17 protein-coding genes and 1 riboswitch are annotated in these 16,911 nt (G+C 38.3%); of the genes, 10 read left to right on the top strand and 7 right to left on the bottom strand.

The features are described 5' to 3' along the window. Positions 1-11 precede the first annotated feature (11 nt). The 5 genes from DQN49_RS06515 to DQN49_RS06495 form a co-directional block, all read right to left on the bottom strand. Positions 12-635: an L-threonylcarbamoyladenylate synthase gene (locus DQN49_RS06515; RefSeq protein ID WP_005667400.1), complete on the bottom strand. Its 624-nt coding sequence runs from the start codon at positions 633-635 to the stop codon at positions 12-14. A 120-nt stretch (positions 636-755) separates the two neighbouring features. Continuing rightward, positions 756-1,637: a succinate--CoA ligase subunit alpha gene (gene sucD / locus DQN49_RS06510; protein ID WP_006996491.1), complete on the bottom strand. Its 882-nt coding sequence runs from the start codon at positions 1,635-1,637 to the stop codon at positions 756-758. Next, positions 1,637-2,806 (bottom strand): ADP-forming succinate--CoA ligase subunit beta, encoded by a 1,170-nt coding sequence (gene sucC / locus DQN49_RS06505; protein ID WP_006996492.1) that lies wholly within the window; start codon positions 2,804-2,806, stop codon positions 1,637-1,639. Before sucC ends, sucD begins: the two co-directional genes overlap by 1 nt. 35 nt (positions 2,807-2,841) lie before the next feature. Next, positions 2,842-3,933, bottom strand: a complete 1,092-nt coding sequence (gene rlmM, locus DQN49_RS06500) for a 23S rRNA (cytidine(2498)-2'-O)-methyltransferase RlmM (protein ID WP_006996493.1) — start codon at positions 3,931-3,933, stop codon at positions 2,842-2,844. Next, positions 3,926-4,819: a transcriptional regulator GcvA gene (locus DQN49_RS06495; RefSeq protein WP_005667412.1), complete on the bottom strand. Its 894-nt coding sequence runs from the start codon at positions 4,817-4,819 to the stop codon at positions 3,926-3,928. Before DQN49_RS06495 ends, rlmM begins: the two co-directional genes overlap by 8 nt. Positions 4,820-5,292: 473 nt before the next feature. On the opposite strand from DQN49_RS06495, the gene ilvE reads away from it, so the two are divergent. Then, on the top strand, positions 5,293-6,324 hold the full coding sequence (gene ilvE / locus DQN49_RS06490) for a branched-chain-amino-acid transaminase (protein WP_006996494.1): 1,032 nt from the start codon (positions 5,293-5,295) through the stop codon (positions 6,322-6,324). 50 nt (positions 6,325-6,374) lie between these two features. Here ilvE and DQN49_RS06485 read toward each other — a convergent pair whose 3' ends face one another. Next, on the bottom strand, positions 6,375-6,518 hold the full coding sequence (locus DQN49_RS06485) for a hypothetical protein (protein WP_005634891.1): 144 nt from the start codon (positions 6,516-6,518) through the stop codon (positions 6,375-6,377). A 110-nt stretch (positions 6,519-6,628) separates the two neighbouring features. Then, a riboswitch (PreQ1 riboswitch) is annotated at positions 6,629-6,673 on the top strand. Position 6,674: 1 nt separating this feature from the next. Here DQN49_RS06485 and queC point away from each other — a divergent pair. The 8 genes from queC (at position 6,675) to DQN49_RS06440 (ending at position 15,188) form a co-directional block, all read left to right on the top strand. Next, complete coding sequence (gene queC / locus DQN49_RS06480) at positions 6,675-7,358, top strand: 7-cyano-7-deazaguanine synthase QueC (protein ID WP_006996495.1); 684 nt, start codon at positions 6,675-6,677, stop codon at positions 7,356-7,358. Beyond that, positions 7,351-7,776, top strand: coding sequence for a 6-carboxytetrahydropterin synthase QueD (gene queD / locus DQN49_RS06475; protein ID WP_005663812.1), 426 nt, complete (start codon positions 7,351-7,353; stop codon positions 7,774-7,776). Before queC ends, queD begins: the two co-directional genes overlap by 8 nt. Beyond that, a complete protein-coding gene (locus tag DQN49_RS06470; protein WP_005686506.1) occupies positions 7,777-8,412 on the top strand; it encodes a 7-carboxy-7-deazaguanine synthase QueE in 636 nt (211 codons plus the stop codon). It begins immediately after the preceding gene. Positions 8,413-9,026: 614 nt separating this feature from the next. Then, complete coding sequence (gene uvrD / locus DQN49_RS06460) at positions 9,027-11,207, top strand: DNA helicase II (protein ID WP_032826393.1); 2,181 nt, start codon at positions 9,027-9,029, stop codon at positions 11,205-11,207. 89 nt (positions 11,208-11,296) lie between these two features. Further along, positions 11,297-12,298, top strand: a complete 1,002-nt coding sequence (locus DQN49_RS06455) for an ABC transporter permease subunit (protein ID WP_006996497.1) — start codon at positions 11,297-11,299, stop codon at positions 12,296-12,298. 14 nt (positions 12,299-12,312) lie between these two features. Continuing rightward, a complete protein-coding gene (locus DQN49_RS06450) occupies positions 12,313-13,200 on the top strand; it encodes an ABC transporter permease subunit (protein WP_005653671.1) in 888 nt (295 codons plus the stop codon). A gap of 9 nt (positions 13,201-13,209) precedes the next feature. Continuing rightward, positions 13,210-14,202, top strand: coding sequence for a dipeptide ABC transporter ATP-binding protein (dppD, locus tag DQN49_RS06445; protein WP_006996498.1), 993 nt, complete (start codon positions 13,210-13,212; stop codon positions 14,200-14,202). 2 nt (positions 14,203-14,204) lie between these two features. Continuing rightward, on the top strand, positions 14,205-15,188 hold the full coding sequence (locus tag DQN49_RS06440) for a peptide ABC transporter ATP-binding protein (RefSeq protein ID WP_005663823.1): 984 nt from the start codon (positions 14,205-14,207) through the stop codon (positions 15,186-15,188). 28 nt (positions 15,189-15,216) lie between these two features. Here the strand turns inward: DQN49_RS06440 and DQN49_RS06435 are convergent, their stop codons facing one another. After that, positions 15,217-16,023 carry a DNA ligase gene (locus DQN49_RS06435; RefSeq protein WP_006996499.1) on the bottom strand — a complete coding sequence of 269 codons (807 nt, stop codon included), beginning with the start codon at positions 16,021-16,023 and terminating at the stop codon, positions 15,217-15,219. A 206-nt stretch (positions 16,024-16,229) separates the two neighbouring features. Between DQN49_RS06435 and lpcA the strand changes: the two genes are divergently transcribed. Then, a complete protein-coding gene (gene lpcA / locus DQN49_RS06430; protein ID WP_006996500.1) occupies positions 16,230-16,814 on the top strand; it encodes a D-sedoheptulose 7-phosphate isomerase in 585 nt (194 codons plus the stop codon). The last annotated feature ends 97 nt before the right edge of the window (positions 16,815-16,911 follow it).

Here is a 16,911-nt window from a genome sequence, read left to right as displayed (position 1 = left end):
GCGTCTATAAGTTAAATAAAAGGAGCAGTACTTCCACTTCCTTCGCGTAAAATCACTGGCGATTCTTCCGTTAAATCTACCACTGTTGTAGGCTCTTGCCCTAAATATCCACCATGAATAATTAAATCCACTTGGTGTTCCAAACGATCACGAATTTCTTCAGGATCGGATTGCGTAGTATGTTCTTCATTCGGCAACATTAACGAACAAGATAAAATCGGCTCGCCTAAGGCTGAAAGCAAATCTAAAGCAATTTTATTATCTGGTACGCGTAAACCAATGGTTTTACGTTTTGATGTCATTAAACGGCGAGGTAATTCTTTCGTTGCTGTAAGAATAAAAGTATAACGCCCTGGCGTATTATTTTTAATCAAACGATAAGCGGTATTATTTACCCTTGCATAAGTTGAAAGTTCCGACAAATCGCTACACACCAAGGTAAAATTATGTCCTTCAGGCAATTTACGAATTGCTACAATGCGATCCATTGCGTGTTTATCGCCCATCATACAGCCCAAGGCATATCCCGAATCCGTTGGATACACAATCACACCGCCTTTTTGTAAAATCTCTACGGCTTGATTAATCAAGCGCGCTTGTGGATTTTCAGGGTGGATATAGAAAAATTGGCTCATGTGTTTCTTCCTTAAAAAATGTGCGCTGATTATAGCAATTTTGTGCTCACTTTATAATGGCGAGCATATAAAAATAAAGGCGTAGAAAGCCAATCTACGCTTTAGAAAACTAAAGTGCGGTTAATTTTTAGATGATTTTAATAGCTTTCTCAAGGCTTCACCAATTTCAGCGAGGCTTTTTACACAGGTCACACCAGCGGCTTCTAACGCTGCAATTTTTTCTACCGCAGTACCTTTTCCGCCGCTAATAATGGCTCCCGCATGCCCCATCCGTTTTCCTTTTGGCGCAGTGATACCCGCAATATACGCAACCACTGGTTTAGTGACATTATCTTTAATGAAGATTGCTGCTTCTTCCTCTGCAGAGCCGCCAATCTCGCCAATCATCACAATGGCTTCTGTTTCGGGATCTTGTTGAAATCTTTCAAGAATATCAATAAAACTAGAACCTAGAATAGGATCTCCCCCGATACCCACACAAGTCGATTGTCCAAAGCCTTCATCTGTAGTTTGTTTTACCGCTTCATAAGTTAAAGTTCCAGAACGAGAAACAATCCCCACTTTACCTTTTTTATGTATGTGAGCGGGCATAATGCCGATTTTACATTCATCAGGCGTAATCACACCTGGGCAATTTGGCCCAATCATTACTACGCCCGTTTCATTTAATTTCTGTTTCACTTTAAGCATATCCAATGTAGGAATACCCTCAGTAATACAGACAATTAACTGAGTCCCTGCATCAATAGCTTCAATTATGGCATCTTTACAAAATGATGCTGGCACATAAATGACTGTCGCTGTTGCCCCCGTATTTTCGACAGCTTCACGAACTGTATTAAATACAGGTAAACCAAGATGAGTGGTTCCACCTTTATTTGGTGATACGCCACCGACTAATTGCGTTCCGTAGGCTAATGCTTGTTCAGAATGAAAAGTTCCTTGTCCACCAGTAAAACCTTGGCAAATCACTTTGGTATTTTTATCAATTAAAATCGCCATTAGTGTTCTCCTTTTGCTGCATTCACGGCTAATTCTGCGGCTTGTTGTAAACTCTGTGCGGTAAGAATATTAACGTCGCTTTCCGCTAAAATTTGGCGACCCATTTCAGCATTCGTTCCTTCTAATCGCACAACTACAGGCACTCTCACGCCCACTTCATTTACTGCAGCAATCACGCCTTCAGCAATCAAATCACAACGAACAATGCCACCAAAAATATTCACTAAAATCACCTTCACTGAAGGATCGGTTAAAATGATTTTGAACGCTTCAGCAACCCGCTCTTGCGTTACACCACCACCCACATCAAGAAAATTCGCAGGCTTCCCACCATAGAGTTTCACAATATCCATGGTGCCCATTGCAAGTCCAGCCCCGTTTACCATACAACCAATATCGCCCTCTAAAGCCACATAGTTTAACTGGAATTTTTCAGCTTCTGCTTCACGAGCATCATTTTGAGTTAAATCTTGCAGTGCCAATAAATCTTTATGGCGAAATAAAGCGTTATCATCGACAGATATTTTGGCGTCGAGACAAACCAAATTGCCTTGTTGAGTGAGAACAAGTGGATTGACTTCCAGTAAAGATAAATCTTTTTCTAAAAACAAACGAGATAAGCCCATAAAGATATCGGTAAACTGTTTGTTTTGCGTACCACTTAACCCTAATTTAAACGCCAATTCACGGCCTTGATAAGGCAATCCTCCAAATAAAGGATCAATCTCGACTTTATGGAGTAAGTGCGGTGAATTTTGCGCAACTTCTTCAATATTCATTCCACCAGCAGGAGAAGCAATAAACACCACTTTTTGAGAGGCGCGATCAACAACCGCACTTAAGTAAAATTCTTTATCAATATCGCAAGTTTCTTCAAAATAAATCTGGTTTACTGGCTGACCCAATTTATCCGTTTGAAAAGTGACTAAACGTTGTCCCAGCCATTTTTCTGCAAAAGATCTCGCTTCCTCTACATCTTGCACTAATTTAACGCCACCCGCTTTACCACGCCCACCAGCATGAACTTGGCATTTCGCTGCCCACTTATCGCCAGAAAGTTGAGCCAGTACCAAATCGACATCCTCAACAGATTGACAGACTGCCCCATTTTTTACGGGTAATCCATAATGCTCAAATAGTTGTTTTGCTTGGTATTCGTGTAAATTCATTCGCGACGTCCTTTTTGGTTATGAAAACAGTTCACTCAAGGTTTTAATGCTATATGAACCGTGATTTCTTCACGATCGTGATATAAATGTTTTGCTTGGATATCAAAATTTAAATTCTGCTCAGCCAACATAACAGCCAAGTTTTCTAAACATAATATCACTTCTTGATAACGTTTTTTCATGGGTAATTTTAAATTGAAGATGGTTTCTCGGCACCAACCATTCAACAACCATTTACCAATCAATAAAGAAATACGACTTGGTTGTTCCACCATATCACAGACTAACCAATCTACTTTTTTCCTTTTGGGAGGCTGAAATTTAAAACCATCTTCCGCGCAATGTTCAATGCGCCCCGTATCATGCAAACTCGCCGCCATTTTTCCGTGATCAACAGCATAAACAAATAAACCGCGTTTAACTAATTGATACGTCCAACCACCAGGGCAAGCCCCTAAATCAACGCCAATCATATTTTCATTTAAACGTTTATTCTCTTCTTTACGCGGAATAAAAGTCAAAATAGCTTCTTCTAGTTTTAACGTGGAGCGACTCGGCGCATCTGCAGGAAATTTTAAACGAGGGATTCCCATAAAATGGGAGGAATGATTATCCACATAAGAATATCCCACATAACAGCAATTCGGTTTTACAAAAAAACAATGTAAAAATTGACCGCACTTTTGACTCGCCTTTACCGAAAGCCAGCCTTGTTTTTTCAATGCCTGACGTAAAGGCACGGTAAATTTACGACAAAAAGTGGAGAGCTCCTTCGCTTCATTTGTGTCTGCAGTTTCTACAAAAAGCTCGCTAGATTGAGCAAAATTAACTTGTTGTGATAATGCTTCAAATGCCGCCACGATGGGACTAATACGATCAGCGGGATCTAAATCTTCCAATAAATCAGAAACCACAATCATCTGACGAGCAAAAATCAAACGGTTAAAAGGAATGTCTCGAGCAAGGCGATCGGCCTCATCAGGTTGATAACATTCAAAAATGACATAACCCGAATTATCTTGTACTCGAGCAAAACCAAATACACCTAAATGACTTGCTTGATCGGTAATCTCTGTGGCGACTTCTTTCTCAAAACCTGGGCGACAATATAATGCGAGTTTATTCATTTTCTTCTTGTTTAATTGAGTTAATAATCCACTGACGGAATGCTTGAATTTTTTGATCATCTAGGCGATCAAGATGATTGACCACATAAAATGATTTTGGATCAGGCAAATTAGTCGGCAACACTGCTTGCAATGAGCCATTTTCAATTTCTTGCAAGGCTAATAAGCGATTAGCTAATACAATACCTTGCCCGTGAATAGCCGCCTGTAACGCCATAAATGTATGGCTAAATAACGGTCCTTGCTGAATATTTAAATCATCTAACTGTAAATGATTTGCCATCGCTTGCCAATTATCACAGGTATGAATGTGAATTAATGTGTGTTTTTTTAAATCTTCAGGCTGAATAATTGGATTTTCTGCTAGCAATTCAGGTGAGGCTAAAATCAATAAATTTTCTTCGCAAAGACGATCTACTTGAAGATTCTGCCAATTTCCCAAACCATAATAAATAGCAAGATCAATTTCTTTATTTAACAAACCTTCATCTTGATCCACGCCTGTTAAACGAACCTCAATTTGCGGATAAAGCTGATTAAATTCACTTAAATGTGGCACTAACCATTGGATACCAAAAGTTTGTGGCACGCTAATATTTAAATGCGGATCCGTTTTTAACGTTAATAATCGCTCTGTTGCTTCATTTAAGCGACGCAGAATTTTATTAATATCAACAAAATAAGCTTTACCAAGCTCCGTTAATTCTAAAGAACGATTCTTTCGCTTAAATAATTCAATCCCTAAAAATTCTTCTAATAATTTAATTTGATGACTAACCGCCGCCTGTGTAACACAAAGCTCATCTGCTGCTTTAGTAAAACTTAAATAACGAGCAGCCGACTCAAAAGATTTTAGTGAATTCAATGGTGGCAAACGTTTATACATAAGTATTTCCATTTATAAAATTTTCGTCTATAATGGACAAGATTTATTTCAAATTAGTTTTTCTAATACCTCAAATAAAAAAACGTCACTTGTCCTTTCCTACCCTTTTCCTTACAATACAACCATACTTAATGATTGGTAATTCCTTACTAGTTAATGAGTTTCAGACTTAAGTATGATGTTGTGTTTGCATATAGTTCGGGAAACCGAACTTGAGTAACAATTTGTTACTCATTTACTTCCTGTATATTATTAAACCGATTTGGTTAAACGCTGCTCTCATTGAGTGGCGTTTTTTTCATCCCGATTTTAGCATAACTATATCGTTATTTCCTGCCCTGTTTCCAAAATTTCATTATTCCTTTTTAGTTGGCTAAAAATTGCATCATTTCGAGAATTTATTATTTAAATCACTTCAGGAATGGTGTAGATTAAGCGAAATTTCATTCAAAAAATAATATTAAGGAAGTAAAATGAAAGACTTAGACTGGAATAACCTTGGTTTTAGTTATATTAAAACAGATTACCGCTTCATCGCTCACTGGAAAGATGGCAAATGGGACGAAGGAAAACTCACTACAGATAGCACATTACATATTCACGAAGGTTCAACCGCTCTTCACTACGGTCAGCAATGTTTTGAAGGCTTAAAGGCTTACCGTTGCAAAGATGGTTCAATCAACTTATTCCGCCCGCAAGCAAATGCAGAGCGTATGCAACGTACCGCAGACCGTCTTTTAATGCCACGCGTACCAACTGAATTATTCGTGCGTGCATGTAAAGAAGTGGTTAAAGCTAACCAAGATTGGTTGGGTCCTTACGGTTCTGGTGCAACCTTATACTTACGTCCATTCTTAATTGGCGTGGGCGAAAATATCGGCGTGAAAACGGCACCAGAGTTTATTTTCTCTGTTTTTTGTTGCCCAGTGGGTGCTTACTTCAAAGGTGGTTTGGCTCCATCAAACTTTATCACGACTGATTATGACCGTGCTGCACCAATGGGCACTGGTGGTGTGAAAGTGGGTGGGAACTACGCAGCAAGCTTACTTCCACACGAATTAGTCGCAGAACAAGGTACGCCAGAACGTAAATTTGCGGATGCAATCTATTTAGATCCAAAAACTCACACCAAAATTGAAGAAGTCGGTGCGGCAAACTTCTTTGGGATCACAAAAGACAATAAATTCATCACACCAAAATCAGAATCTATTTTACCAAGTATCACTAAATACTCTCTTTTACATATCGCAAAAGAGCGTTTAGGTATGGAAGCTATTGAAGGCGATGTGTATATCGATCAACTCGATCAATTCGTAGAAGCGGGTGCGTGCGGTACAGCAGCGGTGATTACCCCAGTGGGCGGCATTCAACACAACGGAAAATTCCACGTATTCTATTCAGAAACTGAAGTAGGCCCTGTTACCCGTCGTCTTTATGATGAATTAACAGGCATCCAATTCGGTGATGTTGAAGCACCTGAAGGCTGGATTGTGAAAGTAGAATAATTTCTACCAATAGAAAAACGAAAGTGCGGTTAAAAATCAACCGCACTTTTTTATTGATTCAATCCCCATTGGCGAGAATCTTTATCAAATTTAACACCTGAATGCGAACCTTCTGCACCGTTAAAATACACATCCTTATTTGCGCAAGCTGAAATAATCAACGCGCCTGCGATAATCAACAACCATTTTTTCATAAGTAAACCTTTTTGCTAAATTAAAAACCTGCGAATTGTAGTACAACGACTTCACATCCAACGAAATATTTCACTTGTCTTGCTAAAATAGAACTTCCCCACTAAAATACCCCCCCGTAGTTCGCAAACCTCCTACAATAAAAAACTAGGTAAAATATGAATATTTTCAATCCAAACCACGATCGTAAAGCGATCGTCATCTTTTCAGGTGGACAAGACTCCACGACTTGTTTATTCCAAGCTATTGCTGAATACGGCAAAGAAAACGTAGAAGCCATTACCTTTCAATATGGGCAGCGTCATGCTATTGAATTAGAAAAGGCACGCTCTATTGCACAAGATCTCGGCATTAAACAAACCTTGATTGATACATCTGTTATGAAAGCTATCACGCATAATGCATTAATGGATGAACAGGCGCATATTGAGCAAAAAGAGAGTGAATTGCCAAACACTTTTGTTGATGGTCGCAATGCCCTATTTTTACTTTATGCAGCGATTTATGCGAAAGGCCAAGGCATTCAAGATATTATCACTGGCGTATGTGAAACAGATTTCAGCGGTTATCCAGATTGCCGAGATGTGTTTATCAAGTCAATGAATGTCACATTAAATTTAGCTATGGATTATCAATTCAATATCAAAACACCATTAATGTATCTCACTAAAGCCCAAACTTGGCAACTTGCTGATGAATTAGGCGTATTAGATTATGTACAAAAACATACTCACACTTGCTATGAAGGCATCGAAGGTGGATGCGGAAAATGCCCAAGCTGTATTTTACGCAATAAAGGTCTAAAGAAATATTTGACTCAAAAAGGTAGAAAAAATGTTTAAAATTTCCAAAGAATTTAGCTTTGACATGGCACATTTATTAGATGGACATGATGGGAAATGTCAAAATTTACATGGACACACATATAAATTACAAGTTGAAATTTCGGGCGACTTATATAAATCAGGTGCAAAAAAAGCAATGGTCATTGATTTTTCAGATCTAAAGTCTATTGTGAAAAAAGTTATTTTAGATCCGATGGATCACGCCTTTATTTATGATCAAACCAATGAGCGAGAAAGCCAAATTGCCACTCTATTGCAAAAGTTAAACTCAAAAACTTTTGGTGTTCCCTTTAGAACTACGGCAGAAGAAATAGCTCGTTTTATTTTTAATCGTTTAAAACATGATGAACAACTGTCCATATCATCCATTCGTTTATGGGAAACTCCAACTTCATTTTGCGAGTATCAGGAGTAAATGTTGATGGAAAAATATCATGATTTTGAACCGAACTTTAACATAGTCGAAATTTTTGAAAGTCTGCAAGGGGAGGGCTTCAATACGGGAATGCCAAGTGTTTTTGTACGATTTGGTAAATGCAATCTAGACTGTCCTTGGTGTGATACACCTTATAATAATTTTAAACGCTGGTCTGTATCACAAATTCTAGAAAAAGTGCGGTCATTTTCGTCAAAGAATATTATCATCACAGGTGGTGAGCCAACAATTGTACCAAAAATTGAATACTTACTTGAGCAATTTAAATCAGATGGCTATTTTCTTGCAATTGAAACCAATGGTCTAAAAGCAATTCCTGCACAAATAGATTATATTGCGACGAGTCCTAAGAGCCTTTATGCTCATAAGTATGAAAAGCGTTGCATTCCATTTGCAAATGAAGTACGTATTGTAATGGACAGTAATATGCCATCATTTTGTGAATTGATCGAGCAAAAAATAAAAGCAAAGAATTACTATCTTTCACCTTGTGAAATTGATGGGAAAATGAATTTACTTGAGACTATCACTTTACTTGGTCAATTGAATCAACGTTCAAATAAACCTAAATGGCAGCTAAGTTTACAAACACATAAATTGATTGGTATTGAGTAATAGAAGGAAATATTATTTTTTGATCAGTATATAATTTAGTATATGACGTTTTCTACTTTAGAGAGTGATCATAATGAAACTTGGATAGCACACTTCTCCCATTCCTTTGTGCTAACCATTTTTTGGAATTTTGTACCATATCTCACTCTTTCTTATTTGTATTAATTATGAATAACATTGAATTTGAGTAACTTTTTAACCTAAAACTTAATTCGGACAAAATCACCGACTATGCGTAAAATGGCGTGCAAGTAGAAAGAAAAGCAAATGTTTATAAAATCATTACAGGAATCCGAGCAAATCAAGTATTGATTAAGTCATTAAACAACATTCCTATACTATTATTGTTCATCATGGGTATTTTTGGAAAAATGAGAAACCTTACATTTTAGGAATGAGAGGTAAACGAATTAAAAGTTTGTTTATAAATAGTATAAAAATAGCTTTCAAAGCATATGGTTTTGATGTTGAGTTTAAGGATATAGGAGAATCCCGCTTAATATTATTCTTAAAATGTTCTACCCTACTTTTGATATACTCACAAATCTTATTGTTTCACAAGATAGATGGGACTATAATAACTGTAAATTTAAACAGATTAAAGATAGTTTATGATGGATATTTCTGAATTACTTGACGGACTCAACGATAAACAACGCGAAGCCGTAGCTGCTCCTCTTGGTAATCGCCTAGTGCTAGCTGGTGCAGGATCGGGCAAAACGCGTGTATTGACGCACCGTATTGCTTGGTTAATTGCGGTCGAAAATATTTCTGAAGGCAGCATTATGGCGGTGACGTTTACCAATAAAGCCGCAGCAGAAATGCGTCATCGTATTCAATCTACCCTTGCCAAACACGCACAACATCAATTATTTGGTATGTGGATTGGCACCTTCCATAGCATTGCTCATCGTTTGTTGCGAGCTCATCATTTAGATGTGGGATTGCCACAAGATTTCCAAATTTTAGATTCAGAAGATCAACTTCGTTTAATTAAACGATTATTAAAATTACATAATTTTGATGAAAAAGCTTTTCCGCCTAAACAGGCTTGTTGGTACATCAATAACAAAAAAGATGAAGGCTTGCGACCAAATGATATTGAAGATTTTAATGATCGCCAAGAACGTGAATGGATTAAAATTTATCAGATCTATCAAGACACTTGCGATCGCGCAGGGTTGGTCGATTTTGCTGAATTATTAATTCGGGTCTATGAATTATTTGAGAAAAAACCATTAATTTTGCAACGTTATCAACAACGTTTTCAGCATATTTTGGTGGATGAATTTCAAGACACCAATAAAATCCAATATAAATGGATCAAAATTCTTGCTGGAAAAACAGGCAAAGTCATGATCGTAGGCGATGATGATCAATCTATATACGGTTGGCGTGGTGCGCAAATTGAAAATATCCAAAAATTCTTGAAAGATTTCAAAGCCGAGACAATTCTCCTTGAACAAAACTATCGTTCTACCGCCAATATCCTAAACAGCGCAAATGAATTAATTGCAAACAATAGTGATCGTCTTGGTAAAAATTTATGGACAGAGGGTGAAAAAGGCGATCCTGTGGGCATCTATTCTGCCTTTAATGAATTAGATGAAGCAAAATTTGTCGCTTCACAAATTCAGGATTGGGTAGAACATGGCGGAAAACTTGATGATTGCGCTGTACTTTATCGTAGTAATAGCCAATCACGGGTTATTGAAGAAGCCTTAATTCGTTGTCAAATTCCATATCGTATTTATGGCGGTATGCGTTTCTTCGAACGTCAAGAAATTAAAGATGCGTTAGCCTATCTTCGTTTGATTAATAATCGTCAAGATGATGCGGCTTTTGAGCGTGTAATTAATACGCCAACCCGTGGCATTGGCGACCGCACTTTAGATATATTGCGTAACTTAACACGTGAACGCCAAATTACCTTATGGCAAGCAGTACAAGTCGCAACACAAGAAAATATGTTGGCAGGGCGAGCCTCCACAGCCTTATTACGTTTCCAAGAATTAATTAATTCATTACAACTTGATACCGCAGAAATGCCGCTTTTCGCACAAACTGATTTTGTGATTAAACATTCGGGCTTATATGAAATGTATCAACAAGAAAAAGGCGAAAAAGGCGAAGTGCGTATTGAAAATTTGGAAGAATTAGTTACCGCAACCCGTGAATTTATCAAACCTGATAATGCGGAAGAAATGACCGAACTCACTGCCTTTTTAACGCACGCTTCCTTAGAAGCTGGCGAAGAACAAGCCTCGCCGCATCAATCTTGTGTAGAAATGATGACGTTGCACTCTGCGAAAGGCTTAGAATTTCCTCGTGTATTTATGGTGGGCGTAGAAGAAGGATTATTCCCAAGTTTTCGTTCTTTTGAAGAACCCGGACGTTTAGAAGAAGAGCGTCGTTTAGCTTATGTCGGTATTACTCGCGCACAGAAAAAACTGACCATCTCTTATGCGGAAAGCCGTCGATTATATGCCAAAGAAGAACGCCATTTGCCATCACGGTTTATCGCAGAATTACCGAGAGAATGTATCCAAGAAATTCGTTTACGAGGGACAGTCACGCGTGCGATGAACCTAGCAAAAGTCGGTTCATTGTCGAATACCAGTGCGGTCGAAAATGAATGGAAAATGGGTCAAAAAGTTAAACACGAAAAATTTGGTTTCGGCACAGTGATTAATGTGGAAGGATCTGAAAATAACACACGTTTACAAATAGCATTCCAAGCGCAAGGCATTAAATGGTTGATTGCGCATTTGGCAAAATTGGAAAAAGTGCGGTAGAATTCAAGAGTATTATATTTTTTACCGATTAATTTCTTTGAAAAGTGCGGTGAATTTTTACCGCACTTTTATTATCTACGAGTGATGGAATGTTTAAATTTGTATTCAAACGAATCTTAATGGTGATCCCTACTTTTATTGCCATTACTCTTATTACCTTTGCCCTTGTGCATTTTATTCCCGGTGATCCTGTGGAAATTATGATGGGGGAACGCGGCTTAACGGCAGAAGTACATCAACAAATGATGCACCAATTGGGTTTAGATTTACCTCTTTATCAGCAATATTTCCACTATATTGGCAATGTAATTCAAGGGGATTTCGGTGCATCGTTCCGCACTCAACAACCTGTTCTTAGTGAATTTTTTACACTTTTCCCTGCCACCGCTGAATTAGCTTTTTTTGCGTTATTTTGGTCGTTATTAGGCGGCGTAATTTTAGGCACGATTGCCGCGGTAAAAAAAGACAGTTGGATTTCTCACACCGTTACAGCTGCATCGCTCACAGGTTATTCTATGCCGATTTTCTGGTGGGGTTTAATTTTAATTTTATATGTTTCGCCACAACTCGGTTTGCCACAAGGTGGGCGTTTAGATAATGAATTTTGGATCGATACACCAACAGGATTTATGCTTATTGATAGCTGGCTTTCTGGTATGCCAGGTGCCTTCGAAAATGCGGTGAAATCCTTAATTCTTCCTGCCATAGTCCTAGGCACAGTTCCTCTCGCCATTATTACGCGTATGACACGATCTGCAATGCTGGAAGTATTAGGCGAAGATTACATTCGCACGGCTAAAGCAAAAGGTTTAAGCTATACTCGAATTGTTATTGTTCACGCATTGCGTAATGCGTTAATTCCTGTTGTCACTGTGGTCGGGTTAATTGTAGGTCAATTGCTTTCTGGTGCAGTTCTCACAGAAACCATTTTCTCTTGGCCGGGGATTGGGAAATGGATTATTGATGCCATTCAAGCCCGTGATTATCCTGTGTTGCAAGGTTCTGTATTGATTATTGCAACCATTATTATTGTGGTGAATTTAACCGTCGATTTACTTTACGGCGTGGTCAATCCGCGTATCCGTCATTAATTGTAGGAGAAATTATGTCTGACACGCCTTTAACTTTCGCGCCAAAAACACCCTTACAAGAATTTTGGTTTTACTTTAAACAAAATCGTGGTGCGCTAATTGGTTTAATTTTTATTTTGATTGTTGCCTTAATCAGCATTCTCGCGCCTTATATTGCACCTTTTGATCCAACAGAACAAAATCGTACCGCACTTTTATTGCCACCCGCTTGGTATGAGGGCGGTAATCCTGCTTATTTACTCGGCACAGACGATATTGGGCGAGATATTCTTTCGCGTATTATTTATGGAACGCGAATTTCCGTCTTTGCGGGATTTATCATCGTATTACTATCTTGCGCCTTTGGTACAAGCCTTGGCTTGATTTCTGGCTATTATGGCGGCGTGCTAGATACAATTATCATTCGCCTAATTGATATTATGCTCGCAATTCCAAACTTACTTTTGACGATTGTAGTCGTCTCTATTTTAGAGCCATCACTCGCCAATGCCACTTTAGCGATCGCCGTGGTATCGATTCCTAGCTATGTGCGTTTAACTCGAGCAGCGATGATGAATGAAAAAAATCGTGATTATGTGACTTCATCTAAAGTGGCAGGGGCAGGTATTTTACGCCTCATGTTTATTGTGATTTTACCAAACTGTTTAGCCCCTTTAATTGTGCAAATGACAATGGGCATTTCCAATGCCATCTTAGAACTCGCAACACTTGGTTTCTTAGGCATTGGTGCAAAACCACCAACACCAGAACTTGGTACAATGCTTTCCGAAGCTCGTGGTTTTATGCAAGCGGCAAACTGGTTAGTTACAATTCCTGGCTTAGTGATTTTATCTTTGGTATTAGCTTTCAACTTAATGGGCGATGGCTTGCGTGATGCCCTTGATCCAAAACTCAAACAATAGGAAAACAGAATGGCATTATTAGACGTAAAAGAACTTTCTGTTCACTTTGGCGATAAAAAAACGCCATTTAAAGCAGTGGATCGTATCAGCTACCAAGTCGCACAAGGCGAAGTGCTTGGCATTGTGGGGGAATCGGGCTCAGGTAAATCTGTGAGTTCTCTCGCTATTATGGGATTAATTGATCATCCTGGACGTGTATCTGCTGAATTCTTGCAATTTGAAAATACTGATTTACTCACTTTAGAGAGTAAAGCTAAACGCCAGCTTATTGGTGCTGATGTTGCGATGATTTTCCAAGATCCGATGACAAGTTTGAATCCTGCTTATACTGTGGGCTTCCAAATTATGGAGGCGTTAAAAACTCACGAGGGCGGCACAAAAAAGGCGAGAAAAGACCGCACTTTAGAGCTTTTAAAATTGGTCGGTATTCCTGATCCTGAATCTCGGATTGATGTTTATCCCCATCAGCTGTCTGGTGGAATGAGCCAGCGCGTGATGATTGCGATGGCAATTGCTTGCAGACCTAAATTATTGATTGCTGATGAACCAACCACGGCATTAGACGTGACTATCCAAGCTCAAATTATGGAACTCTTACTTGAATTGCAAAAGAAAGAATGTATGTCCCTAATTTTGATTACTCACGATCTAGCACTTGTGGCTGAAGCGGCAGAGCGAATTATCGTGATGTATGCTGGACAAATCGTTGAAGAAGGCACCGCAAAAGATATTTTCCGCGAGCCAAAACACCCTTACACACAAGCCTTGTTACGTTCATTACCTGAATTTGCAGAGGGAAAATCTCGCTTAGAATCATTACAAGGGGTCGTCCCTGGAAAATACGATCGCCCAACAGGCTGTTTATTAAATCCTCGCTGCCCTTATGCCACCGAATATTGTCACCAAGTTGAACCTCAATTGCATCATATCGGTTCGCGTAAAGTAAAATGCCATACTCCGCTGAACGAGCAAGGCAATCCAGTTGAATATCAAGGAGCTTAATAATGACGAATGAAGTAAAAGAAAATACGCCATTATTAAATGCCATTGGCTTAAAAAAATATTACCCTGTAAAAAAAGGCTTGTTTGCAAAACCACAGCAAGTAAAAGCGTTGGATGGTGTCTCTTTTCAGCTTGAACGAGGTAAAACTTTAGCAGTCGTGGGGGAATCAGGTTGTGGAAAATCAACGCTAGGTCGTTTATTGACAATGATTGAAGAACCAACCAAAGGCGAACTTTATTACAAAGGACATAATTTTTTAGAAAATGATTCTGAAACAAAAGCACTACGTCGTAAAAAAATTCAAATAGTTTTTCAAAATCCTTACGCATCGTTAAATCCACGCAAAAAGATTGGTTCAATTTTGGAAGAACCATTAATCATCAATACAAAACTTTCCGCCAAAGAACGTCGAGAAAAAGTTTTATCGATGATGGAAAAAGTGGGCTTGCGCGCTGAATTTTATGATCGTTATCCCCACATGTTCTCAGGCGGACAACGCCAACGTATTGCCATCGCTCGTGGTTTAATGTTAGATCCCGATGTCGTTGTTGCCGATGAGCCTGTTTCTGCATTGGATGTTTCCGTACGTGCACAAGTACTGAATTTAATGATGGATTTACAAGATGAATTAGGCTTGTCTTACGTATTCATTTCACACGATCTTTCTGTGGTAGAACATATCGCTGATGAAGTGATGGTAATGTATCTAGGTCGTTGTATTGAAAAAGGGACGACAGAGCAGATTTTTTCTAATCCTCAGCATCCTTATACCAAAGCGTTACTTTCAGCAACGCCACGTTTGTCGCCAAACTTGCGCCGTGAGCGCATAAAACTGACAGGCGAATTGCCAAGCCCAATTAATCCGCCAAAAGGCTGTGCATTTAATCCTCGTTGTTGGAAAGCGACAGAAAAATGTCGTGAAAATCAACCGCACTTGGAACAATATACTGATGGAAAATTAATCGCTTGTTTCCATATTGATTAAATTCATTTTGTCAGATTTATAAATAGGCTCATTTTTTCTCTCGCCAATAGGTTGCAAATCGAGGTTTTCCACTATTCGTAATGCCTCGATATTTATAAGTAATCACAGATCCTATCGGAGGGGGATTTTCTCGTTCGTTTAAATTAAAACTCGAACCGATTTTAAATTCTCCCCGATGATTTTTACAAGTTAAAGCACCCATCACATTTTCAAATTGTCCTTTGCCTTTATGGTGTGCAATAACCGTACATTCTTCATCTCGTGCTGTTTTCAATTTTAAAATTTGTGAGCTTCGCTTACGTTCATAAGGTGCATTAGGGTTACGTACAACAACGCCCTCGCCTTGCAAATTTTCGACTTGTGCAAGAAATTGATATAAATGGGTTTTATCTTTAACAGGAATTTGCTCAATAATTTCAATGTAAGTTGTTGGATGTTCAAGTAAATGCGCTTTTAATTTAGCTAAACGCTCAAATAAATTGCCCTCTGCATCAGGCACATCAAAAACATACAATTTAAGTTTTTCCCAACCATCACCTTTGAAAGATTTTGTGATGGATGAAATTTCCTCAAAATGATTTCGCTCACTAAATAATTCGCCATCAATCGCAAAAGGCGGAAAATCCTTAATGAAATAAGCGGGCGGCGATAAAGGTTGCCCTTGTCGGGTTAATAATTGCTTTCCATTCCAATAACCGCGTACGCCATCTAACTTTTCAGACATCACCCAACCCTCTATGGGTTGATTATTATAGGTATGAAGAAGCATTAAATCTGAGTTAGCAAAAGCAAAAGAACTAGCAAAGAAAAGTAACAAAGTGCGGTAAAATTTCATTGTGTTTTTGAAAATTAAAGGGCTAAGAATTTACGTAAGATAAACATATCTTGAAAAATCCCCAACTACTCAAACTTATTTTTTCGATCTAAATCGCAAAAAATCATCATTTCATCGAAAAAAGATGAATTTTTATTTAGGCTAGCGAAGAATCTTCATCTGCTATACAATGCCATCGCGATTTTATTCCCAACAAGGAGCAATCAATGTATTTAGATCAAATCAAAGCAGAACTTGTGGAAGCACAAGATGTGTTAAACAAATTTATTTCTGACGAAAATAACATTAAATTAATTCAAGAAGCGGCATTATTAATTTCGAATAGCTTCAAACAAAGAGGCAAAGTGCTTTCTTGTGGTAATGGCGGTTCGCATTGTGATGCGATGCATTTTGCAGAAGAATTAACGGGTCGTTATCGTGAAAATCGCCCAGGCTATCCTGCTATTGCGATTTCAGATGTAAGTCATTTAAGCTGTGTAAGTAATGACTTTGGCTATGAATATGTCTTTTCACGCTATGTTGAAGCGGTGGGGCAAAAAGGCGATGTGTTATTCGGTTTATCAACCTCTGGTAATTCAAAAAATATTTTAAACGCCATTGAAGCCGCAAAAGCAAAAGGCATGAAAGTCATTGCGATGACAGGCAAAGATGGCGGAAAAATGGCAGGATTAGCAGATGTTGAAATTCGCGTACCCCATTTCCGTTATGCAGATCGTATTCAAGAAATCCATATCAAAGTTATTCATATTTTAATGATGTTAATTGAGTTTGAAATGGCAAAACAAGCCTAAAGTGCGGTTGATTTCAATCAAGTTTTTAAAATCCCAAATTTTTTGGGATTTTTTATTAATAGTGCTTGCATAATTATGCATAAAAATGTAATATTTT

It is taken from the genome of Haemophilus aegyptius (assembly GCF_900475885.1).
Classification (GTDB): Bacteria; Pseudomonadota; Gammaproteobacteria; order Enterobacterales; family Pasteurellaceae; genus Haemophilus; species Haemophilus influenzae.
This window is presented reverse-complemented; position numbering and strand designations above follow the sequence as displayed.